The sequence below is a fragment of the Streptomyces sp. NPDC006624 genome, from assembly GCF_040611555.1.
In the GTDB taxonomy this organism is placed as follows: Bacteria; Actinomycetota; Actinomycetes; order Streptomycetales; family Streptomycetaceae; genus Streptomyces.
Genome location: NZ_JBEXOM010000005.1, coordinates 24,535 through 43,905, shown reverse-complemented (window position 1 = coordinate 43,905; position 19,371 = coordinate 24,535). Strand labels below are relative to the sequence as shown.

Below are 19,371 nucleotides of genomic sequence, written 5' to 3'. Positions count from 1 at the left end.
GAAGATGTCGGTCGTCCTCGGCTACGACGAGTCCCCCGGCGCCCGGCGCGCCCTGCGCGTCGCCATCGAGGTGGCGGCCGCGTACGGCGAACCGCTGGTGATCGTCCACGGCGGCGCCGCCCCCGGTGTGCCGGGAGAGGAGCACGGCGCCCGGCACGAGGCCGTGCGCGAGGCCGGGAACGCCGCGCTCGCCCACGCGGTCCGGGTCGCCGGCGAGGCCGGTGTGCCCACCGTCGCCGAACTCGTCGACGAGCCGCCCGCCCGGGCCCTGACCGACGCGGCGGCACGCCACGGGGGCAGGGTCATCGTCGTGGGCACATGGGGCGAGAGCCCGGTGCGCCCGGCGCCGCCCGGCTCGACGCCGCACGAGCTGCTGCGCCTGTCGAGGGTGCCGGTGCTGTGCGTGCCGGCGGCCGGGTCATGAGCCGTCGGTGCCGCGCCTCGCGAGAGGGGTGAAGACGTAGAGGCCCAGAATCTCCGGCAGGGGCGCCACGCCGGGGCCTCCGGCCCGGACCCAGGAGACGACGTCCTCCGTCGCCTCCCGGTCGTTGACCTGCCCCAGCCACACCGGCCGGCCACCGGCGGCCCGGCCCGCGGCGGACGGCTGGACGACGACGACGTTGGCCTGGTCGCAGACGTCGAGGCAGTCGGTGACCCGCACCGGCGCCGCCGCGCGCAGGCGTTCGGTCTGGGCGGCGTGGTCGACGCCGGTGACCTTGGGGCTGCCGCAGCAGCAGTCCCGGCAGACGACGACGCGGCACGGAAGCGCTCCGGACGGTGTCGCGGACATGGCCGCACCTTCCCTCTCCCCGGGGAGATCCGCCCCGGTGGTTCGTCGAGGAGGCGACCGCGTGAGTCTCCTGGCTCTCGGGTCGACGCCGCTCCCGGCCTTCCCACCCCTGTGCGGGCAGTGGCCTGTTCGGGACCGGCTCGCCGATCACAGTGGCGGGACCGCGCCGGATTCACACCGGCTTCCTCGTTCCGCCGTCGCCCTGTTCGGCGGCCATCATTCCATGAGCGGGTTGGGCAGCGGCAGGTAGCGGGCGTCGGCGCCGTCCGCGCCCGTCCAGCGCAGCAGCAGGTTCGTCTTGGCGGGGAGAGTGGGCGAGGTGAGCAGGGCGCCGGTCTCCGGCAGGTCGTGGCGGGCGAGGGCGCGGCGGGCGGCGGGCCAGGGGTCGAACCCGCCGTGGCGTTCGGCGAGGGCGCCGGCGATCTCGGTGAGGTGGTTGACGACCAGGCAGTACACGAGCCGCTCCCAGCCGGCCGCGCGTCCCACGTCCCGCAGCAGCTTCACGCCCTCGGCGTCCCGGTACAGCACCTGTACCGGCATGCCGTCGGCGTCCACGGCGACCAGGGTGTTCTGCAGGTGCGCCTCGACGACGACGCCGTGCGCGAAGGCCGCCAGGGCCGGGGGCACCGCCCGGGCGAGGTAGGCCTGCCACCAGGCGTCCGGGTCGGTGACGCGGTCGAGCGGGTTGCCGTCGAAGCCCTCGACGAGACCGGCGGCCAGCAGCGGGGTCGCGCCGGGCAGCAGACGGCCGCCGAAGCCGTCGCGGACGAGGACGGCCAGGGCCTCGAAGGCGAAGCCGGCGGTGCGGTAGCCGCGGTCGCTGAGCCAGGCCGGGGGTCCGTCGAACCCTTCGAGGGCGGCGCACACGGCGGCGTCCGTGCGGCGCAGGGCCAGCAGGTCGTGACGCCAGAGCCGGCGGATGTCGTTGGTGATGCGCACGTCCAGGCTGAACTTCAGAAAGAGGTCGTGTCCGGGCGTGCGGACGGTGCGGATCGCCGCCGTCGGCCAGGTGCCGGGGGCGGTCGTGCCGAGCCGGATCAGCCGGCCGTCCGCGAAGGCGGCGCCGAGCTCCCCGGCGGCCAGTTCCAATTGCCAGGGGTGGGCCGGGAGCAGCCGGTAGCCGGGCGGGGCGGTGCCGAGGGCGTCGAGCGGGGAGGTGTCGCCCTCCTCGACGACGGTGTCCTCGCGCAGCCCGAGCAGGGTGAGCGGGAAGCGGGCGTGGGCCTCGGGCGCGTACGGCAGCCAGTCCGCCGCGGGGCCGCCGCCGCGGGCCTTGGGGGCCGGGTGGTGGGTGTGGCCGGTGAGCAGGCACTGCTCGGAGCGCGCGTAGAGGCCGTCGGGCGGGGTGGCGCCGGCGCGGGCGTCGAGCAGCGCGGCGACGGCGTCCCGGCTGTCGGTCATCTCGGCGGGCAGTTCGTGGTTGGACAGCCCGGTGTGCCGGCGCAGTTCCTCGGCGACGAGCTCGACCAGCGCGGTGTGGTCGAGCCGCTGCCAGCCGCCGGGCAGCCGGACCTCCGGATCAGCGGGCCGTCGCGTCCCGCGGACCCGGAGCAGGCGGCCGGTGCCGGGCAGGTGGTGGATGCGGTGGCCGCCCGTCTCCCGCACCGGCCGGGCGACCTCCCGCAGCAGGCAGTTCAGCAGCGGCACGGCGGCGTACGCGTCCGCGGGAGCGACGGCGGCCGGGGGTTCGCCTGGGCCGGGTTCGCCGCGTCCGGAGCCGGCGGGCGGGGGCATGAGGTCCACGCGATCCACTTTTCCCTGCGTTCCTGTGTTCCTGTGGTCCCGGATTCCCGGACTGCCGGGCGGAGATGATCAGTATGTCGGTCGTCGTCGTCCCGCAGTGACGCCCTATTCGTACCCGAGGAGCCCGCCCGTGCACCGTCCCCCCAGCGCCGAGGCCGAGGTCGCCGACGAGCTGGCCGTCGTACGGCCCGCCCTGCTGCCGCGGTACGAGGCCGCACTGCCCGGCGCCCGGGCGGCCGTGCTGTCGCGGCTGTGGCGCGGTCTCGCCCACGATCCGCTGCCCTGGGTGACCCGCCGCGAGCAGGGCGGGGACGGCCTGACCCTGCACCTGCGGGACGGCCGGCGGCTGCACGGCCCGCGGCCGGATCCGTACGCGACCGGCGCCTACGTCACCGTCGTACGGCTCGATGAGACGGACTACGACGATCCGGCCCGGCTCGTGACCGGTCTCGCCGTACCCCACTCCGCGTCCTTCGCCGGTGAACTCGGGCACAGCGTCGCCTCGCTGGCCCTGTCGCGGGCGGGACAGGAGGGCGTGCGGGACACCTGGCCGGACCGCGACTGGGAGTGGGAGCAGCGGGTCGTCGACGGGCATCCGTTCCACCCGACGTGCCGGTCACGGCCCGGTTTCTCGGTGGCCGAGCAGCTCGCCTACGGGCCCGAGCACCGGCCGCTCGTGGAGCTGGGGCTGGTGCCGGTGCGGGCGCGGGAGTGCCTGGTGACGGGCGAGTGGCCCGCTGCCCTTCGGGACGGGCGGCACCTGGTGCTGCCGGTGCATCCGTGGCAGGCGGCGCACGTGCTGAAGCGCTCGTGCGAGGAGCGGCGCGTCGCCCATCCGCTGATGTCGCTGCGGACCCTCGCCCTGCCCGGCGGACCGCATGTGAAGACCTCGCTCAGCGCCCGGCTGACGTCCTCGGTGCGGGACATCTCGCTGCCGTCGGTCGCCGCGTCCGCGCTGCTGTCGGACTTCGCCGCGGTGCCCGCGGCGCGCGCGGACGGTCTGCTGCACGTCACCCGCACCCTGGGCGCGGCGGCGGCCGGTTCCCCCGACTTCGCGGCCGTGCTGCGGCAGTCGCCCCAGGAGTACGCGGGCGGCGGCGAGCGGGTGCTGCCGGTGGCGGCGCTGGCGACCACCGGGCTGCCGGGCTCCCCCGGGTGGCTGGCCGGCTTCGCGCGTCTCACCCTGGCCGTGGGCCTGCGGCTGCTGGAGCTGGGGGTGGCGCTGGAGGCGCACGGCCAGAACCTCCTGGTGGTGCTGTCGGCGGCGGGCGAGCCGGTGCGGCTGGTCTACCGCGATCTGGCCGACATCCGGGTCAGCCCGGCCCGCCTGGCCCGCCACGGCATCGCGGTGCCCGAGCTGCCCGCCCGCATGGTGACGGACGACGAGGACGCCCTGCGCCGCAAGCTGTTCGGCTCGCTCGTGGCCGGGGCCCTGGCCGGGGCGGCCGGATCGGGCGGGGCACTCGCGGCGGCGCTGCAGACGGCCGTACGGGACCTGCCGCCCTCCCCCGACCTCACCGCGCTGCGCACCGAGCCGCTGCCCGCGAAGGCGCTGACGCTGATGCGGCTCTCGCCGCACACGCCCGGGGACCAGTGGGCGCGGCTGCCCAACCCCCTGTGCTGAAGCGACGGTTCGCGCGCCGGGCGCCCGGCGCCTTGCCCCCGGTCACGTTTTGGAGCCGGGTGCCGGCACTCCATAGGATCCGGCGATGATCACAAGAACACGGCTGGCGGCAGGGGTCTGTGCCCTGCTCGCCGCGTTGACGGCCGGGATCGCCTTCCCGGCCGGAGCGGCCGCCGGCGAACCCACGGGCCAGGACGCCCCCAAGGTCGATCTCGTCCTCGACGTGAGCGGCTCGATGCGGGCGCGGGACATCGACGGCCGCTCGCGGATGGCCGCGGCGAAGCAGGCGTTCAACGAGGTGCTCGACGCGACGCCCGAGGAGGTCGAGCTCGGCATCCGCACCCTCGGCGCCGACTACGCCGGGGACGACCGGAAGACGGGCTGCAAGGACACCGCCCAGCTCTACCCGGTCGGCCCGCTGGACCGCACCGAGGCCAAGACGGCCGTCGCCACGCTCACCCCGACCGGCTGGACGCCGATCGGCCCGGCCCTGCTGAAGGCGGCCGGCGACCTGGAGGGCGGCGACGGCTCCAAGCGCATCGTGCTGATCAGCGACGGCGAGGACACCTGCGCCCCGCTCGACCCGTGCGAGGTCGCCCGCGAGATCGCCGCCAAGGGCATCGGCCTGACCATCGACACGCTGGGGCTGGTGCCCACCGCGAAGCTGAGCCGGCAGCTGAGCTGCATCGCCGAGGCCACCGGCGGCACCTACGCCTCGGTCGAGCACCAGGACGAACTCACCGACCGGGTCAACGAGTTGGTGGACCGGGCGGCCGATCCGGTGGTGACGCCGGTGGCGGCCGAGGGGGCCGCCGCGTGCGCGCAGGCGCCGGTGCTGAAGTCCGGGCTGTACAGCGACCGGGAGGAGTTCGGGCAGCAGCGCTGGTACCGGGTGGACGTGCGGCCGGGCCAGGAGCTGCGCGCCTCGGTGAGCGTGGCGGCGGACCGGGCGGTGAACCCGGCCTACGGGGTGCTGCTGCGGGCCGTGACGCTCAAGGGCCGGGAGATCGTGCGCGGCGAGGCGGCGGGCACCGGCCGTACCGACGTGATCTCGGCGGGCCTGCGCTATCCGAAGGCCGCGAGCGACGAGGAGGACGCGCCCGCCGAGGCCGTCTGCCTGGGCGTGACGCACTCCTTCTCGGCGGCGTCCGGCGTCAAGAGCACGCCGGGTCTGCCGCTGGAGCTGACGGTCGACGTCGTGGACGGCCCCGACGAGGCGGGCGACGTGGCCGCCTTCGGTCTCGGCCGCGGCTGGTGGCTGCTCGGCGTGCTGATCCTCACCGGCTTCCTCGCCGGTCTCGTCTGGGGCTGGCTGTCGCGCTGGCGGGTCGCGGTCTGGAGGACCAACTGATGCGAGTGACACGTGTGCTGGGCGCCGCGCTGCTGACCCTGGGGCTGTCGGCCGGCCCGGCCGCCGCGGACGCCTCGCCGAGCCCGTCGGAGGACGGCGCCGCGGCCCCCACCCGGGCGGGTACGTCGTTCCGGACGGCGACGGAGTTCGAGCAGGGGCAGCGGGCGACGGCGCGCGGCTCCACCGGCGACTACCTGTACTGGTCGTTCCCGGCCGACACCGGTCAGCGCCCCACAGTCCGGGCGACGGTGCGGCTGCCGGACACGCACGCCTCCCAGACCTGGCAGGTCGACGTCTACGACGGCCTGCGCCGCCGCCAGGCCTGCCGGTACGGGGCGCAGACGCGCACGGCCGCGCCGGACGCCTCCTCGGTGGAGCTGGCCTGCGTGCTGCGAACGGTGCGCGCCTGGTCGGAGCCCTGGGCGAACGACCCGCTGCCGGGCACGTACTACGTGCGGCTCACGGCGGTCGGCGTGCCCACCTCCGACCTCGGTCTGCCGGTGTCCACCGAGATACGGGTGGAGTCCGAGGACGTCGGCGGCCCGGCGGCGGTGGACGGTTCGCTCGCGCGGCCGCTCGTGCCCGGGATCGCGACCGGGTCCGGGTCCGGCGAGGGCCGGGACGAGGAGCGCGAGGACGCGGCGGTGCTGGCCGGTCTGGAGCCGGAGGACGGCTGGACGTCCGGCTGGTGGTCGGACCGCTGGGTGTGGACCGTGATCGGCGGCGTGCTGGCCGCGCTGGCCGGGGTCGGCGGCCACGCCCTGACCCGCGGGTCGGGACGCCCGTCCCGGGTGCCGCCGCAGGCCTGACGCCCCTTGGGGAAGGCCCGCTTCGGCGGGCCTTCCCTCATGCCTCGCGCAGCGCCTTCGCCAGGGCGCCCTCGCCGGACACCTCGACCCTGCCGTCCCGCACGGCCTGCGCGAGGCTCAGCTCGCCCCGGCCCAGGGCCGTGCAGGTGCCGGTGTCCAGGACCAGCCGGGCGTCCGGCTCCGCCGGGGCGGGGCCGTCGCCGTAGACGGGTCCCTCCTCGGCGCCGGCGTGCAGGTGGAACAGCCCTTCCTCCAGGCGGACTTCGACGAGCCCCTCGCCGTCCAGCAGGCGCAGCAGCGGCAGCGCGAACCAGTGCGCGCGGACCGCGTCCGTGGGCCGCCGCTCGCCGAGCTCGGCCTGCCCCCACTCCCCCAGCGCCTGCAGCACGGGCAGCAACTCCCGTCCGCGTGGGGTGACTTCGTAGACGAAGGCCGCGCCGGGCGGCGGCAGCCGGCGCCGGGTCGCGAGGCCGTCCCGCTCCATGTCCTTCAGCCGCGAGGCGAGTACGTCGGTGCTCACGCCGGGCAGGTCCGCGTGCAGGTCGGTGTAGCGGCGGGGACCGGCCAGCAACTCCCGGACGATCAGCAGGGTCCAGCGGTCGCCGACGACGTCGAGCGCGCGGGCGGCGGAGCAGTACTGGTCGTAGCTTCGGCGAGGTGGCATGCGACGCAGTCTAGACAAGTTGTTGGACTTTCCAAGCGCGGACTTGGTAAAACCAAGCAACACCGGTCGGCAGAGAGAAGCGGCGCATGGAGTTCCGGCAGTCGAGCAAGCTGAGCGAGGTCTGTTACGAGATCCGCGGCCCGGTCATAGAGCAGGCCGACGCGCTGGAGGAGGCAGGCCACAGCGTGCTGCGCCTGAACACCGGCAACCCCGCGCTGTTCGGATTCGAGGCGCCGGAGGAGATCCTCCAGGACATGATCCGCATGCTGCCGCAGGCGCACGGCTACACGGACTCGCGCGGCGTCCTCTCCGCGCGCCGGGCGGTGGCCCAGCGCTACCAGACGCTGGGCCTGGAGGTCGGCGTCGACGACGTCTTCCTCGGCAACGGCGTGTCCGAGCTGGTCTCCATGGCCGTGCAGGCGCTGGTCGAGGACGGCGACGAGGTCCTGATCCCCGCCCCGGACTTCCCCCTGTGGACGGCGGTGACGACCCTCGCGGGCGGCAAGGCCGTCCACTACCTGTGCGACGAGCAGGCCGACTGGTACCCGGACCTGGACGACATGGCCTCGAAGATCACCGACCGGACCAAGGCGGTCGTGATCATCAACCCGAACAACCCGACCGGCGCGGTCTACCCGAAGGAGATCCTCGAGGGCATCCTCGACCTGGCCCGCCGGCACGGCCTGATGGTCTTCGCCGACGAGATCTACGACCGGATCCTCTACGACGGCGCCGTCCACCACCCGGCGGCCGCCCTCGCCCCCGACCTGGTGGTCCTCACCTTCTGCGGCCTGTCGAAGACGTACCGGGTGGCGGGGTTCCGCTCCGGCTGGCTGGTGGTCACCGGCCCCAGGCAGCACGCCCGGGACTACCTGGAGGGCCTCACCATGCTGGCCTCCATGCGGCTGTGCGCCAACGCGCCCGCCCAGTACGCCATCCAGGCCGCGCTCGGCGGCCGGCAGTCCATCAGCGAGCTGACCGCGCCGGGCGGGCGGCTGCTGGAGCAGCGGGACGTGGCCTGGCGCAAGCTCAACGAGATCCCCGGCGTGACCTGCGTGAAACCTAAGGGCGCCCTGTACGCCTTCCCGCGCCTCGACCCGAAGGTGCACAGGATCCACGACGACGAACGGTTCGTCCTCGACCTGCTGCTGCGCGAGAAGATCCAGGTGGTCCAGGGCACGGGCTTCAACTGGCCGGCCCCGGACCACTTCCGGATCCTGACCCTGCCCCACGCCGAGGACCTGGAGGCGGCGATCGGGCGGATCGGGCGGTTCCTCGGCGGCTACCGGCAGTAGCGGGCGGTTGTCAGTGGCGGGTCGTAGCCTTCGGGCAGACGGGGCGGACGCCCCCGGCCGGGAAGGAGGGCACGATGACCCGACCGCCGACCGCCGCGCAGCGGCGCGTCATCGACGCCGCCGACCCGGTGACCGGGCGGCTGCGGGGCACGGAGGCACAGCTCGCGGCGCTGGTCGGGCGCGGCCTGGCCTTCCGGCACCCGCGCCCGCCGCACGACCACTTCCTGACGCCGGAGGGACACCGGGTGCGGCAGGGCGTGCCCGGCACGCCCGCTCCCGCCCGGGAGGCGCCCGCCTCGGCGGGGGTCTTCGCGGCACGCACCGGGGACGAGCCGGACGCCCCGCCGGCCGGGCCCGCCCGGCGCCGTGAGGTGCACAGCGCCTGGCAGGGCCTGCTGGAGCTGCGCCGGATGACCAACCCGGACGGCGCCGTGGACCGCCCCTGCGGCTGGGAGCGCACGCATCTGGTGCCGGCCGCCGCGCTGGCGCTGGAGGCGGCCGGACACCGGCCCGCTGGTCCGCAGGGCGAGGGCTACCGGGTGCGGCAGACCCCGCAGCCGGAGGCCGTCGCCGTGCGCGAGCCGGACGGCGGGGCGCTGCGGGCCTGCGCGGCCACCCTGGAGGGCGCGGGCTGGCAGGTGAGCGAGCACCGTGAGCCGCGCACCGGCACCCGGTATCTCCTGGCCTCCCCGCGCCGGGCGTGAGGGACGTGCCAGGATCGGTGGGTCGTTGCGCAGTGCACGAGACTGTGAAGGGGAAACCGTGAGCGAGCCGTTCTCCGTCCCTGTGACCGTCCGCGGTTACGAGACGGACGTGCAGGGCCACCTCAACCAGGCGGTCTATCTGAACTACGCGGAGCACGCCCGCTGGGCACTGCTCCAGGCGGCCGGGATCACCCAGTCCCGGCTCATATCGACCGGCGTCGGCCCCGTGGCGCTGGAGACCACGGTCCGCTACCGGCGGGAGCTGCTCGCGGGCGACGAGGTCGAGGTGACGTGCGCCTTCGCCTGGGGCGGCGGCAAGACGTTCCGCATGGAGCAGACCGTCCGCAAGACCGACGGCACGGTCGCCGCCGAGATCACGGGCGTCGGCGGGATCCTGGACCTCAAGGAGCGCAGGCTGGTCGCCGATCCGGCGCGGGTCTTCAAGGAACTGGCCACGGACCCGGGTCTGTTCGGGCTCTAGGCGGCGCCCCGCCGGCCGGCACCGACGATGCCCTTCCCCCTGGTCGGCACCCGGCCGACCAGGCAGAAGGGAGTTCGCCGGCCTCAGGGTGCGGCCGGGGCCCTGCTCGCCCCGGTGATCTCCTCGCCCGCCTCCATCGGGTGCGTCACGTCCTGGGCCTCGGGGTCCTTGCCCAGGTGGTTGAAGACCAGGTTCAGCAGCACCGCCGCCACACAGCCCGTGGAGATGCCGGAGTCCAGGACGATCCGGGCCGTCTCGGGGAAGGCGTGGTAGAAATCCGGCGCCGTGATGGGGATGATCCCGACGGCCAGGGAGACGGCCACGATCAGGACGTTGTTGTCCTTCTCCAGCCCGGCCCGGACCAGGGTCTGGATGCCGCTGGCGGCGACCGAGCCGAACAGGACCACGCCCGCCCCGCCGAGCACCGGGCGCGGGACGACGGCGATCAGGGAGGCGGCCATCGGGCACAGGCCCATCAGCACCAGGAACCCGCCGCCCACGGCGACGACGTACCGGCTGCGGATCCTCGTCATCGCGACCAGGCCGATGTTCTGCGCGAAGGCGCTGCACAGGAAGCCGTTGAAGAGAGGGCTGATCGCGGAGCCGAGGGTGTCGGCGCGCAGGCCGGCCGCGATGGTCCTCTCGTCGGCCGGGCGGTCGACGATCTCGCCCAGGGCCAGCATGTCGGCGGTCGACTCGGTCATCGACACGACCATCACCACACACATCGAGATGATCGCGGCGAGCTGGAACTGCGGGGCGCCGAAGTGGAACGGGGTCGGGAAGCCGACGACGTCCGCGTCCGCGACCGGGCCGAAGTCCGTGACGCCCAGCGGGATCGCGATCAGGGTGCCGGCGACCAGGCCGAGCAGCACGGCGATCTGCTTGACGAAGCCCCGGGTGAAGCGGCGCAGCAGCAGCACGATCAGCAGGGTGACGGCCGCGAGGCCGAGGTTGGTCGCCGAGCCGTAGCCGTCGGCGGACGGGTCCGGGCCCTGCGCCCAGCCGAAGGCGACGGGCAGCAGCGAGACGCCGATGAGGGTGATCACGGTGCCGGTGACGACCGGTGGGAAGAAGCGGATGGCCTTGCAGAAGACGGGGGCCGCCAGGAAGCCGAGGAGCCCGGCGACGATGACCGCGCCGAAGATGATCGGCAGCGCGTCGGACTTGTCGCCGGTGGAGGCGACGATCGCGGTCATCGGGGCGACACCGGCGAAGGTGACGCCGTTGACGAACGGCAGCCGGGCGCCGATCTTCCAGATGCCGAGGGTCTGCAGGATGGTGGCGAGGCCCGCGGTGAACAGGCAGGCGCCGGTGAGGAAGGTCAGGTCGGTGGCGGTCAGGCCGATGGCCGCGCCGACGATCAGGGGCGGGGCGACGACTCCGGCGTACATGGCGGCCACGTGCTGCAGGCCGGTCGTCGCCATCTTGAGCGCGGGGAGTTTTTCGTCAACGGGGTGGTCGGCCACGGCGGCGTCCCTCCGGTCGGTTACACGGCGGCGTCGGTGCCGGCGTGGGTGTCAAGGAGGTGGTGCGGGTGGTCGTGCGGGACCGGGGTGTGACGGGGTGACCGTTCCGGGGCGCGGGCGATCGACGCGCACGCCCCGGAGACGGTCGCCGTGGACCCCGCTCGGGTCCGCGGCCACCGGCCGGGAGCCGTCCCTCCCGGCCGGAGTATCCGGGTGGTCAGGCCTCGGCGGCGATCCTCGCCAGGCGCCGGGCCTCGTCCCGCGTGGAGCGGGCGATGGCGTCCTCGTCGGCGGTGAGCAGGCGGCCGTCCTCGACGATCTGGCGGCCGCCCACGAAGGAGGCGGTGACCGGGGCCGCCGCGCCGAGGACCAGGGCGGTCACCGGGTCGGCGATGGAGGCGTGGGCGAGCGTGTCCATCCGCCACAGCACCAGGTCGGCGAGCTTGCCCGGCTCCAGGGAGCCGATCTCCGCCGCCCGGCCCAGGACCTGGGCGCCGCCGTACGTGCCCAGGCGCAGCGCCTGGCGGGCGTTGAGCGCCGCCTCCCTGTGGCCGCCGAGGCGGTTGATGAGGAGGGCGTTGCGCAGCTCGGTGTGGAGTTCGCCGGACTCGTTGGAGGCGGTGCCGTCGACGCCGAGGCCGACCGGGACGCCGGCCGCGAGCATGTCGGGGACGCGGGCGATGCCGGCGGCGAGGCGGGCGTTGGAGGAGGGGCAGTGGGCGACGCCGGTCCTCGTGCGGGCGAAGGCGGCGATGTCGGAGTCGTTCATGTGGACGCAGTGCGCCATCCACACGTCCTCGCCGAGCCAGCCGGTGGACTCGAAGTAGTCGGTCGGGCCCATGCCGAACAGCTCGTGGCAGAACTTCTCCTCCTCCACGGTCTCCGAGCCGTGGGTGTGCAGCCGGACGCCGAGCCTGCGCGCCAACCGGGCGCCCTCGCGCAGCAGTTCGGTGGAGACGGAGAAGGGCGAGCAGGGCGCGACGGCGACCTGGGTCATGGCGTCGAAGGAGGAGTCGTGGTGCTGCCGCACGGTCTCCTCGGTGGCGGCCAGCGCGCCGTCCAGGGTCTCGACGGCGAAGTCCGGGGGCAGGCCGCCGTCCTTCTCGCTGCGGTCCATGGAGCCGCGGGCGAGGGTGAAGCGGACGCCCATGTCGCGGGCGGCGCCGATGATCGCGCCGGAGAGGTCGCCGGAGCCCCGCGGGAAGACGTAGTGGTGGTCCATGGCCGTGGTGACGCCGCCGCGGGCCATCATCGCCAGCGAGCCCTGGGCCGCCGCGCGGACCATCGGCTCGTCGATGCGCGCCCAGGTGGGGTAGAGCGCGACGAGCCAGTCGAAGAGGTTGTGGTCCGTGGCCAGGCCGCGGGTGATCCACTGGTAGAAGTGGTGGTGGGTGTTGACCAGGCCGGGGGTCACCAGGTGTCCGGAGGCGTCGATGCGGCGGGCCACGTTCTGAAGGCCCTCGGGGGCGGGGCCCGCGCCGAGGGACTCGATGCGGTTGCCGGCGACGACGACGTGCCCGGAGGCGTACTCGGTGTCGTGTCCGTCGACGGTCGCGATCGCACCGTTCTCGATGACGATGCGCCGGTCTGCTGCCATGGTTCGTCCTTTGCGCTGATGTGGAGGGGGCACGGCAGGACCCTGGGAGTTTGAGTGCCGTGGCCGGGAGAGGGGTTCCCCCGGCCACGGGTGCCGAAAGGGGGAACGTCAGAGGTTGGTGAGATCCTCGGGGATGCGCGCCTCGCAGCCGTCCCTGAGGATCGTCGCCTCGATCAGTCCGTAGGGGCGGTCGGCGGCGTAGTAGACGGCACCGTCGGCGGTGTCGTTCTTCAAACCGAACGGCTCCAGGTCGACCAGGAAGTGGTGCTTGTTCGGGAGGGAGAAGCGGACCTCGTCGATCTCGCTGCGGTGGTTGATGATCCGCGCGCCCATCTGGTACAGCGTCTGCTGCAGGGAGAGCGAGTACGTCTCCGCGAAGGCCTGGAGCATGTGCGTGCGCACCTGCGCGTAGGACTTCTCCCAGTTCGGCATGCGCTCGTCGTCGTCGGTCCAGTTGAAGCGCCAGCGGCCGGAGACCTCGGTGGCCAGGATGCGGTCGTAGGCCTCCTTGAGGGTCGTGTACTTGTCCTTGACGTAGCCCCAGAACTCGGAGTTGGTCGAGTTCATCACGACCAGGTCCTTCAGGCCCGAGATCACCTCCCACTTCTCGCCGTCGTAGGTGATCTGGGTCAGGCGGGTCTCCTGGCCCTTGCGGACGAAGGAGTGCTTGACCTCGTCGGCGCCGATGAACCGCGAGGTGGCGTCGGAGGCCTCGATCCGCTCCCAGGCGTACTCCTCGATGCGGATGCGGGCCCGGTGGATCGGCTGCTGGCTGGTGACGAAGTGCCGGGCGAGGTGGATGCCGAACTGCTCGGCGGAGTCGATGCCGTGCTCCTTGGCGAACGCGTAGACCGTGTTCTTGGTGGTGTCGGTCGGCAGCACGTTGGCGTTCGAGCCGGAGTAGTGCACCTCGTCCATGTCGCCGCTCAGCGCCACGGAGACGTTGAGGTCCTTGATGTGGTGGGTGGCGCCGTCCCGCGTGATCCTCACGACTCTGTTCTCGGCCTTGCCGTACTGGTTCTGTCCCAGGACCACGGCCCGGGCAGGGCGGGAATTGACGGTCATGTAGCTAGCTCCCTCGGTAAACGGAGTAGCCGAACGGGTTGAGCAGCAGCGGTACGTGGTAGTGCTCGCCCGGGACGACGGCGAAGGTGATCGCCACCTCCGGGAAGAACACACCGGCGCCGCTGTCCCGATTCGCGGGGGCGTCCTGCTGCGCATCGGCTTGCTTCTTCGCGGATTCTTCGAAGTACGGCTCCACCGCGAAGTCGAGCCGTACGTGGGTGGTCCCCCCGGGCAGGGCCGGGAGGTCCTTGCACCGCCCGTCCGCGTCGGTCACCGAGCCGCCGAGCGGGCGCCAGTCCGCCTCGCGGCCCGAGCGGGCGGAGAGGTGGACGGCGACGCCCTCGGCGGGGCGGCCGGCACTGGTGTCCAGGATGTGCGTGGACACGGACGCGGTGGCGGAGGTGCTCATGCTGCGGTCAGTCCTCTTCGACGAGTCGGGCCAGACGGATGCGGTTGATCTTCCCCAGTTCGGTGCGGACGATCTCCCGCTCCCGTTCCGGCGTGTTGCCGATGCGGTCCCGGACCGCGTCGCGCATCTGCTCGCCGGTCCGGCCGGTGGCGCAGATCAGGAAGACATGGCCGAACTTCTCCTGGTAGGCGAGGTTCAGTTCCAGCATCTCCGCCTTGAGTGCGTCGGAGGCGCCGGCCATGCCGCGCTGTTCCCGGGCCGAGGTGGGGTCGCCGGGTCTGGGGCGGCCGATGGGCGGGTGACCGGCCATGGCCTCGTCGAGGTCCGCGGCCGTGAGCTGCGCCGTGGCGGCGTCGCTCGCGGCGTACAGGTCCTCGCGGCCGGCGTAGGGGCGGGCGGCCGTCAGGCGCTTCGCCCACGCCGTGGAGGCGCACACCTCGTGCAGTGCGGCGCGGGCCGCCTGCTCCTCGAGGGCGTTGAACCGGGCCAGGCCCGGCGGCGTGGAAGGGGAAGTCACGGGAGCCTCCGTGGCCGGTTGCGGCCTTCGTGCTGAACGGGCGTGCCGATAGCTAACGCCCTCCCCCGACAACACGTCAACACTTTGTTGAAAATTCGGAGAGCGGAAACCGGAGCGCAACACGGCACCTCCGTGGAGGCGGCACGAACCCGGTCAGGACCCCTTTTCGCGGTTGAGGTAGTTGTAGACGGTGAAGCGGCTGACGCCCAGGGCGCTCGCCACGGTCTCCACCCCGTGCCGTACGGAGAAGGCGCCGCGCGCCTCCAGCACCCGCACGACCTCCTGCTTGGCCTTGCGGTCCAGATCGGCCAGCGGCATGCCCTTGCGGCGCTCCATGGCGGCCAGGATGTGATCGAGGGAGTCGGCGAGCTGCGGCAGCCGTACGGCGACGGTGTCGCGGCCCTCCCAGGACAGCACGACGTCGTCGGGGCCGGCCTCGTCCGGGGGCACCATCTCGCCGCCCATGGCGTCGACCAGGGGCTTGACGGCGGCGATGAACGACGCGTCGCCCGCTTCGCTCACGACCCGTCCTCCTCGACCACGTTGATCTGCAGCGAGATCCGGGTGGCACCGGCCTGCAGGGTCTTGCGGAGCAGGGCGTCCACGGCGGTGAGCACGGCGTCGGCACCGCCCTGCGCGGTGTTGCCGAACGGGCCGACGTCGACGGCGTCCAGCTCGGCGGCCTCGACGACCTCGCGGGCGACCAGCGCGTGCGCGGGCGCCTCGTCCAGGTCGAAGGGTTCGGTCGTGAACTCCACCCTCAGTCGCATCGTGCCCCCAAACCGTCGTGCCCCGCACTGTCACCGGCCCGCCCGTGACGGGGCGCACCGGGGCGGCGCACGGCGGGCGCGCCGAGTCCGCCACGAGCCCGACCCTAGCCGACGCGCGGACGGGCCGGGCGGCCCGAGCGACCCCGCCCGCACGGACCCACCCCCTTGACAAGCGGTGAGATCCGACGGCAGTCTTCCGTTACGCAGAAAGCAAGTTCCACGATACGAAATACAGCGGAAGGGAGCGCGGCCCCGATGGGATTCGCAGACCAGCGCTTCAACGTCAACCTGTCGATCCTCTTCACGGAACTCCCGCTCCTGGAGCGCCCCGCGGCCGCCGCCGCGGCCGGCTTCACCGCGGTCGAGCTGTGGTGGCCCTGGACCGGGACGCCCACCCCCGAGCAGTGCGAACTCGACGCCCTGAAGCGGGCGATCGAGGACGCGGGCGTCCGGCTCACCGGGCTCAACTTCTACGCCGGGCAGCTCCCCGGCCCCGACCGCGGCGCCCTGTCGGTCCCGGGCGAGGAGTCGGAGCGGTTCCGGGCCAACATCGACGTGGCCGCCGGCTTCGCCGCCTCGCTCGGCTGCACGGCGCTCAACGCCCTGTACGGCAACCGCGTCGACGGCGTGGACCCGGCCGAGCAGGACGCGCTGGCGCTGGAGAACCTGGTCCTCGCGGCCCGGGCCGCCGACCGGATCGGGGCCGTCCTGCTGATCGAGGCGCTGAACGAGCCGGAGTCACCGCGCTACCCGCTGGTGTCCGCGCCGGCCGCCGTGGCGGTCGTGGACAAGGTCAACGAGGCGACGGGGCTGGGCAACGCCCGGTTCCTGATGGACCTCTACCACCTGTCCATGAACGGCGAGGACCTGTCCGCGGTGATCGCCGAGTACGCGGCGATCACCGGCCACGTCCAGATCGCCGACAACCCGGGCCGCGGCGCCCCCGGCACCGGCTCGCTCCCTCTCGAAGACCTCCTCGACGAGCTGCGGAAGGCGGGCTACGACGGCTGGGTCGGCCTGGAGTACAAGCCGGGCGACCGCCCGAGCGCCGAGGCCTTCGACTGGCTGCCCCGCTGACCCCCTGTACCGAAAGGCACCCTCACCATGACCACACTCCCCAAGATCGCCTGGATCGGCCTCGGCATCATGGGCTCCCCCATGTCCGAGAACCTGATCAAGGCGGGCTACCGGGTCACCGGCTACACGCTGGAGCAGGACAAGCTGGACCGGCTCGCCGCGGCCGGCGGCACGGCCGCCTCCTCGATCGCCGAGGCCGTGCGGGACGCCGACGTCGTCATCACGATGGTCCCCGCCTCCCCGCAGGTCGAGGCCATCGCCTACGGCCCCGACGGCATCCTGGAGAACGCCCGGTTTGGCGCCCTGCTGATCGACATGTCCTCGATCACGCCGCAGACCTCGGTCGACCTGGCGAAGGCCGCCGCCGAGAAGGGCATCCGGGTGCTGGACGCCCCGGTGTCCGGCGGTGAGGCCGGTGCGGTCGAGGCCGTGCTGTCCATCATGGCCGGCGGCGAGCAGGCCGACTTCGACCAGGCGAAGCCGGTCTTCGAGGCGCTCGGCAGGACCATCGTGCTGTGCGGGCCGCACGGCTCGGGACAGACCGTGAAGGCGGCCAACCAGCTGATCGTCGCCGTGAACATCCAGGCGTGCGCGGAGGCCGTGGTCTTCCTGGAGAAGTCCGGCGTGGACCTGAAGGCCGCGCTGGACGTCCTGAACGGCGGCCTGGCCGGCTCGACCGTGCTGACGCGCAAGAAGGACAACTTCCTCGCCCGGGACTTCACGCCGGGCTTCCGGATCGACCTGCACCACAAGGACATGGGCATCGTCACGGACGCCGCCCGCAACGTCGGCGCGGCCCTGCCCGTCGGTGCCGTGGTCGCCCAGCTGGTCGCGAGCCTGCGTGCGCAGGGCGACGGCGGCCTGGACCACTCGGCGCTGCTGCGGGCCGTGGAGCGCCTGTCCGGCGCGCAGGTCTGACCCCTGCCCCCCCGAGGGTCCCTCTGCTCCGGGCGGCGCCGCCGCTGACACCTGTCCTGTCGCGCCCAAAGGGGCGGCGCCGCCCGGCCCAGCCATGCCCACCGCTTCAACAAACTGTTGACGCTCCGCTCACCCCGACCCTAGGCTCCACAAAGCGGAAATACTTTTCCGCTGCCCTCTCGTACGGAAGGTCACGATGTCGCAGCGCGTGCTCACCACCGAGTCCGGCGCCCCCGTCGCCGACAACCAGAACTCCGCCACCGCCGGCGCCGGCGGCCCGCTCCTGCTCCAGGACCAGCACCTGCTGGAGAAGCTCGCGCTTCAACCGCGAGCGCATCCCGGTGGGGGCACCGCCCACGCCGTTAAGGCAGGGGGGAGCGTGGTGCACGCCCGCGGCTCCGGCGCCTACGGCCACTTCGAAGTGACCGACGACGTCACGGACTTCACCCACGCCGGCTTCCTCGGCGAGGTGGGCCGGCGCACCGAGGTGTTCCTGCGCTTCTCGACCGTGGCCGACAGCCTCGGCGGCGCGGACGCCGTGCGCGACCCGCCCGGTTTCCCGGTCAAGTTCTACACGGCCGAGGGCAATTACGACCTCGTCGGGAACAACACCCCGGTCTTCTTCATCAAGGACCCGGTCAAGTTCCCGGACTTCATCCACTCGCAGAAGCGCGACCCTCCCCCACTGCCCGAAAGGCGTGGGAGGTGCCCCCATCGGGCCGTCAGGAGCCGGACGACGTCTGGGACTTCTGGGCGCACTCCCCCGGAGGCCACGCACCAGGTGACCCGGCTGATGGGCGACCGCGGCATCCCGGCCTCGTACCGGCACATGAACGGGTACGGCTCGCACACCTACCAGTGGACGAACGCCCGGGGTGAGGCCTTCTTCGTCAAGTACCACTTCAAGACGAACCAGGGCATCCGCTGCCTGAGCAGCGACCAGGCGGCCGAGCTCGCGGGCAGGGACCCCGACTCGCACCAGACGGACCTGCTCCAGGCCATCGAGCGGGGCGTGCACCCGTCCTGGACGCTGTACGTCCAGGTCATGCCGGCGGCCGAGGCGGCGGAGTACCGCTTCAACACTACGGCCGGGACGGCCTGATGGCGTCCAACCCGCAGGGCCGCTACGCGAAGAACTACGAGCCGAACTCCTACGACGGCCCGGTCGAGACCGGCCGCCCGCTGTCGGCGCCGCTCGCGGTCAACGGCCACACGGGCACCCACCCGGCGCCCCGGCACACCAAGGACGACGACTTCTTCCAGGCGGGCGAGCTGTACCGGCCGATGTCCGCGCAGGAGAAGTCCCGTCTGGTCGCGAACATCGCCGGTGGCCTGTCCCAGGTCTCCCGCGACGACGTGATCGAGAAGAACCTCGCGCACTTCCACGCCGCCGACCCCGAGTACGGGCGGCGCGTGGCGGAGGCGGTCCGCGCCCTGCGCGAGGACTGAGCTCCCTGACCGCGTCCGACCGCCCGGGGCGACCCGGATGAGGGGTGACCGCCCCGGGCACGGACGCGGGCAGGGCGAGGACCGCGGCGGTGTGTGAGCCAGTGCGGTGGTGAAGGGGCCGGGACCGGCTTCTCGACCTGAGGGAGGTCCGCTCCCGACCCCGTCACACCCGCCGCGGTCCCAGTACATCCCCCCCGACCCCGTCCGGCGGCGCGAACGTCCTGTCGCGCCCAGCCTCGCGCCGCCGGACGGCCACCAGCACGCCCCGGGGTGCGGAACGAGCCGTGCGGCAGCAGCCTGAAGACATGGCACGCACCGCGCATCCGCACGTCGTGGTCCACGCTCCCGCCCTGGACGGATCGCGGCGGGTCACCCTGGGCGAGGAGCCCCTGGGGATCGCCACGCACGTCGACGACGTCGCGGAGATCCTGCGGCTGGCCGACCTGTACGTGACCGACGTCGAGGAGAGCGACCTCGTCGAGTGGCAGGGCGGCGGCCCGGACGACTGGCCGGGACTGTCGGAGCACCACGGCGCATGAGCGCGTACGGCACCGGCCGTACGCCGCGTACGGAACCCTCAAATGAACCTCTGAACCCGGCCCCGGGGGCGTCAACCGCCCCCGGGGCCGGGCACATTCA

At 73.3% G+C, this 19,371-nt stretch carries 22 protein-coding genes and 1 riboswitch; of the genes, 12 read left to right on the top strand and 10 right to left on the bottom strand.

What is annotated here, in order from left to right; translation table 11 throughout:
* Positions 1-4: 4 nt before the first annotated feature.
* Positions 5-424 (top strand): universal stress protein, encoded by a 420-nt coding sequence (locus ABZY20_RS11015; RefSeq protein ID WP_356440698.1) that lies wholly within the window; start codon positions 5-7, stop codon positions 422-424.
* On the opposite strand, the gene ABZY20_RS11010 is transcribed toward ABZY20_RS11015, so the two are convergent.
* Together ABZY20_RS11010 and ABZY20_RS11005 are read right to left on the bottom strand one after the other, a co-directional pair.
* Entirely contained in the window at positions 419-790 is a 372-nt protein-coding gene (locus ABZY20_RS11010; protein WP_356439782.1) for a (2Fe-2S) ferredoxin domain-containing protein, read from the bottom strand. The two genes, ABZY20_RS11015 and ABZY20_RS11010, sit on opposite strands and share 6 nt — an antisense overlap.
* A gap of 63 nt (positions 791-853) precedes the next feature.
* Positions 854-981, bottom strand: a riboswitch (cobalamin riboswitch).
* A gap of 25 nt (positions 982-1,006) precedes the next feature.
* Positions 1,007-2,524, bottom strand: a complete 1,518-nt coding sequence (locus tag ABZY20_RS11005; RefSeq protein WP_356440696.1) for an IucA/IucC family protein — start codon at positions 2,522-2,524, stop codon at positions 1,007-1,009.
* A 139-nt stretch (positions 2,525-2,663) separates the two neighbouring features.
* On the opposite strand from ABZY20_RS11005, the gene ABZY20_RS11000 reads away from it, so the two are divergent.
* From ABZY20_RS11000 to ABZY20_RS10990, 3 genes are all read left to right on the top strand, one after another.
* Positions 2,664-4,157, top strand: a complete 1,494-nt coding sequence (locus ABZY20_RS11000; RefSeq protein ID WP_356439779.1) for an IucA/IucC family siderophore biosynthesis protein — start codon at positions 2,664-2,666, stop codon at positions 4,155-4,157.
* Positions 4,158-4,242: 85 nt separating this feature from the next.
* The gene (locus tag ABZY20_RS10995; protein WP_356439776.1) at positions 4,243-5,508 is read left to right on the top strand and encodes a VWA domain-containing protein; all 1,266 of its coding nucleotides are present in this window, start codon (positions 4,243-4,245) and stop codon (positions 5,506-5,508) included.
* Positions 5,508-6,317, top strand: a complete 810-nt coding sequence (locus ABZY20_RS10990) for a hypothetical protein (RefSeq protein ID WP_356439773.1) — start codon at positions 5,508-5,510, stop codon at positions 6,315-6,317. Before ABZY20_RS10995 ends, ABZY20_RS10990 begins: the two co-directional genes overlap by 1 nt.
* Before the next feature lie 37 nt (positions 6,318-6,354).
* Here ABZY20_RS10990 and ABZY20_RS10985 read toward each other — a convergent pair whose 3' ends face one another.
* Complete coding sequence (locus ABZY20_RS10985) at positions 6,355-6,981, bottom strand: helix-turn-helix domain-containing protein (RefSeq protein WP_356439770.1); 627 nt, start codon at positions 6,979-6,981, stop codon at positions 6,355-6,357.
* An 86-nt stretch (positions 6,982-7,067) separates the two neighbouring features.
* Between ABZY20_RS10985 and ABZY20_RS10980 the strand changes: the two genes are divergently transcribed.
* From ABZY20_RS10980 to ABZY20_RS10970, 3 genes are all read left to right on the top strand, one after another.
* On the top strand, positions 7,068-8,276 hold the full coding sequence (locus ABZY20_RS10980; RefSeq protein ID WP_356439767.1) for a pyridoxal phosphate-dependent aminotransferase: 1,209 nt from the start codon (positions 7,068-7,070) through the stop codon (positions 8,274-8,276).
* 74 nt (positions 8,277-8,350) lie between these two features.
* Positions 8,351-8,980, top strand: coding sequence for a hypothetical protein (locus tag ABZY20_RS10975; protein WP_356439764.1), 630 nt, complete (start codon positions 8,351-8,353; stop codon positions 8,978-8,980).
* Between the two features lie 58 nt (positions 8,981-9,038).
* Positions 9,039-9,461, top strand: a complete 423-nt coding sequence (locus ABZY20_RS10970) for an acyl-CoA thioesterase (RefSeq protein ID WP_356439762.1) — start codon at positions 9,039-9,041, stop codon at positions 9,459-9,461.
* Between the two features lie 83 nt (positions 9,462-9,544).
* Here ABZY20_RS10970 and ABZY20_RS10965 read toward each other — a convergent pair whose 3' ends face one another.
* The 7 genes from ABZY20_RS10965 to ABZY20_RS10935 form a co-directional block, all read right to left on the bottom strand.
* Positions 9,545-10,930 (bottom strand): nucleobase:cation symporter-2 family protein, encoded by a 1,386-nt coding sequence (locus tag ABZY20_RS10965; protein ID WP_356439760.1) that lies wholly within the window; start codon positions 10,928-10,930, stop codon positions 9,545-9,547.
* Between the two features lie 217 nt (positions 10,931-11,147).
* A complete protein-coding gene (locus ABZY20_RS10960; RefSeq protein WP_356439758.1) occupies positions 11,148-12,527 on the bottom strand; it encodes an 8-oxoguanine deaminase in 1,380 nt (459 codons plus the stop codon).
* 108 nt (positions 12,528-12,635) lie between these two features.
* Positions 12,636-13,592 (bottom strand): factor-independent urate hydroxylase, encoded by a 957-nt coding sequence (gene pucL, locus ABZY20_RS10955; protein ID WP_356439755.1) that lies wholly within the window; start codon positions 13,590-13,592, stop codon positions 12,636-12,638.
* A gap of 4 nt (positions 13,593-13,596) precedes the next feature.
* Complete coding sequence (gene uraH, locus ABZY20_RS10950; RefSeq protein ID WP_356439753.1) at positions 13,597-14,001, bottom strand: hydroxyisourate hydrolase; 405 nt, start codon at positions 13,999-14,001, stop codon at positions 13,597-13,599.
* 7 nt (positions 14,002-14,008) lie between these two features.
* On the bottom strand, positions 14,009-14,518 hold the full coding sequence (gene uraD / locus ABZY20_RS10945; protein ID WP_356439751.1) for a 2-oxo-4-hydroxy-4-carboxy-5-ureidoimidazoline decarboxylase: 510 nt from the start codon (positions 14,516-14,518) through the stop codon (positions 14,009-14,011).
* Positions 14,519-14,671: 153 nt separating this feature from the next.
* On the bottom strand, positions 14,672-15,040 hold the full coding sequence (locus ABZY20_RS10940) for a helix-turn-helix domain-containing protein (protein WP_356439749.1): 369 nt from the start codon (positions 15,038-15,040) through the stop codon (positions 14,672-14,674).
* The gene (locus tag ABZY20_RS10935) at positions 15,037-15,288 is read right to left on the bottom strand and encodes a hypothetical protein (RefSeq protein ID WP_356439747.1); all 252 of its coding nucleotides are present in this window, start codon (positions 15,286-15,288) and stop codon (positions 15,037-15,039) included. Before ABZY20_RS10935 ends, ABZY20_RS10940 begins: the two co-directional genes overlap by 4 nt.
* A gap of 255 nt (positions 15,289-15,543) precedes the next feature.
* On the opposite strand from ABZY20_RS10935, the gene ABZY20_RS10930 reads away from it, so the two are divergent.
* From ABZY20_RS10930 to ABZY20_RS10910, 5 genes are all read left to right on the top strand, one after another.
* Positions 15,544-16,365 carry a TIM barrel protein gene (locus tag ABZY20_RS10930; protein ID WP_356439744.1) on the top strand — a complete coding sequence of 274 codons (822 nt, stop codon included), beginning with the start codon at positions 15,544-15,546 and terminating at the stop codon, positions 16,363-16,365.
* A gap of 27 nt (positions 16,366-16,392) precedes the next feature.
* Positions 16,393-17,283 carry a 2-hydroxy-3-oxopropionate reductase gene (locus tag ABZY20_RS10925; RefSeq protein WP_356439741.1) on the top strand — a complete coding sequence of 297 codons (891 nt, stop codon included), beginning with the start codon at positions 16,393-16,395 and terminating at the stop codon, positions 17,281-17,283.
* Positions 17,284-17,479: 196 nt separating this feature from the next.
* On the top strand, positions 17,480-18,385 hold the full coding sequence (locus ABZY20_RS10920) for a catalase (protein ID WP_356439738.1): 906 nt from the start codon (positions 17,480-17,482) through the stop codon (positions 18,383-18,385).
* Positions 18,385-18,732 carry a catalase-related domain-containing protein gene (locus ABZY20_RS10915; RefSeq protein WP_356439735.1) on the top strand — a complete coding sequence of 116 codons (348 nt, stop codon included), beginning with the start codon at positions 18,385-18,387 and terminating at the stop codon, positions 18,730-18,732. Before ABZY20_RS10920 ends, ABZY20_RS10915 begins: the two co-directional genes overlap by 1 nt.
* A 305-nt stretch (positions 18,733-19,037) precedes the next feature.
* Complete coding sequence (locus ABZY20_RS10910) at positions 19,038-19,271, top strand: hypothetical protein (RefSeq protein WP_356439732.1); 234 nt, start codon at positions 19,038-19,040, stop codon at positions 19,269-19,271.
* Positions 19,272-19,371: the final 100 nt, after the last annotated feature.

Excerpts from the sequence above, each read along its gene's own strand:
- ABZY20_RS10995 (WP_356439776.1), top strand. The coding sequence starts at position 4,243 with ATGATCACAAGAACACGGCTGGCGGCAGGGGTCTGTGCCCTGCTCGCC.
- ABZY20_RS10980 (WP_356439767.1), top strand. The coding sequence starts at position 7,068 with ATGGAGTTCCGGCAGTCGAGCAAGCTGAGCGAGGTCTGTTACGAGATC.
- ABZY20_RS11015 (WP_356440698.1), top strand. The coding sequence starts at position 5 with ATGTCGGTCGTCCTCGGCTACGACGAGTCCCCCGGCGCCCGGCGCGCC.
- ABZY20_RS11005 (WP_356440696.1), bottom strand. The coding sequence starts at position 2,524 with ATGCCCCCGCCCGCCGGCTCCGGACGCGGCGAACCCGGCCCAGGCGAA.
- ABZY20_RS10960 (WP_356439758.1), bottom strand. The coding sequence starts at position 12,527 with ATGGCAGCAGACCGGCGCATCGTCATCGAGAACGGTGCGATCGCGACC.
- ABZY20_RS11010 (WP_356439782.1), bottom strand. The coding sequence starts at position 790 with ATGTCCGCGACACCGTCCGGAGCGCTTCCGTGCCGCGTCGTCGTCTGC.
- ABZY20_RS10930 (WP_356439744.1), top strand. The coding sequence starts at position 15,544 with ATGGGATTCGCAGACCAGCGCTTCAACGTCAACCTGTCGATCCTCTTC.
- pucL (WP_356439755.1), bottom strand. The coding sequence starts at position 13,592 with ATGACCGTCAATTCCCGCCCTGCCCGGGCCGTGGTCCTGGGACAGAAC.
- uraH (WP_356439753.1), bottom strand. The coding sequence starts at position 14,001 with ATGAGCACCTCCGCCACCGCGTCCGTGTCCACGCACATCCTGGACACC.
- ABZY20_RS10990 (WP_356439773.1), top strand. The coding sequence starts at position 5,508 with ATGCGAGTGACACGTGTGCTGGGCGCCGCGCTGCTGACCCTGGGGCTG.
- ABZY20_RS10975 (WP_356439764.1), top strand. The coding sequence starts at position 8,351 with ATGACCCGACCGCCGACCGCCGCGCAGCGGCGCGTCATCGACGCCGCC.
- ABZY20_RS10910 (WP_356439732.1), top strand. The coding sequence starts at position 19,038 with ATGGCACGCACCGCGCATCCGCACGTCGTGGTCCACGCTCCCGCCCTG.
- ABZY20_RS10925 (WP_356439741.1), top strand. The coding sequence starts at position 16,393 with ATGACCACACTCCCCAAGATCGCCTGGATCGGCCTCGGCATCATGGGC.
- ABZY20_RS10985 (WP_356439770.1), bottom strand. The coding sequence starts at position 6,981 with ATGCCACCTCGCCGAAGCTACGACCAGTACTGCTCCGCCGCCCGCGCG.
- ABZY20_RS10920 (WP_356439738.1), top strand. The coding sequence starts at position 17,480 with ATGTCGCAGCGCGTGCTCACCACCGAGTCCGGCGCCCCCGTCGCCGAC.
- ABZY20_RS10935 (WP_356439747.1), bottom strand. The coding sequence starts at position 15,288 with ATGCGACTGAGGGTGGAGTTCACGACCGAACCCTTCGACCTGGACGAG.
- ABZY20_RS10915 (WP_356439735.1), top strand. The coding sequence starts at position 18,385 with ATGGCGTCCAACCCGCAGGGCCGCTACGCGAAGAACTACGAGCCGAAC.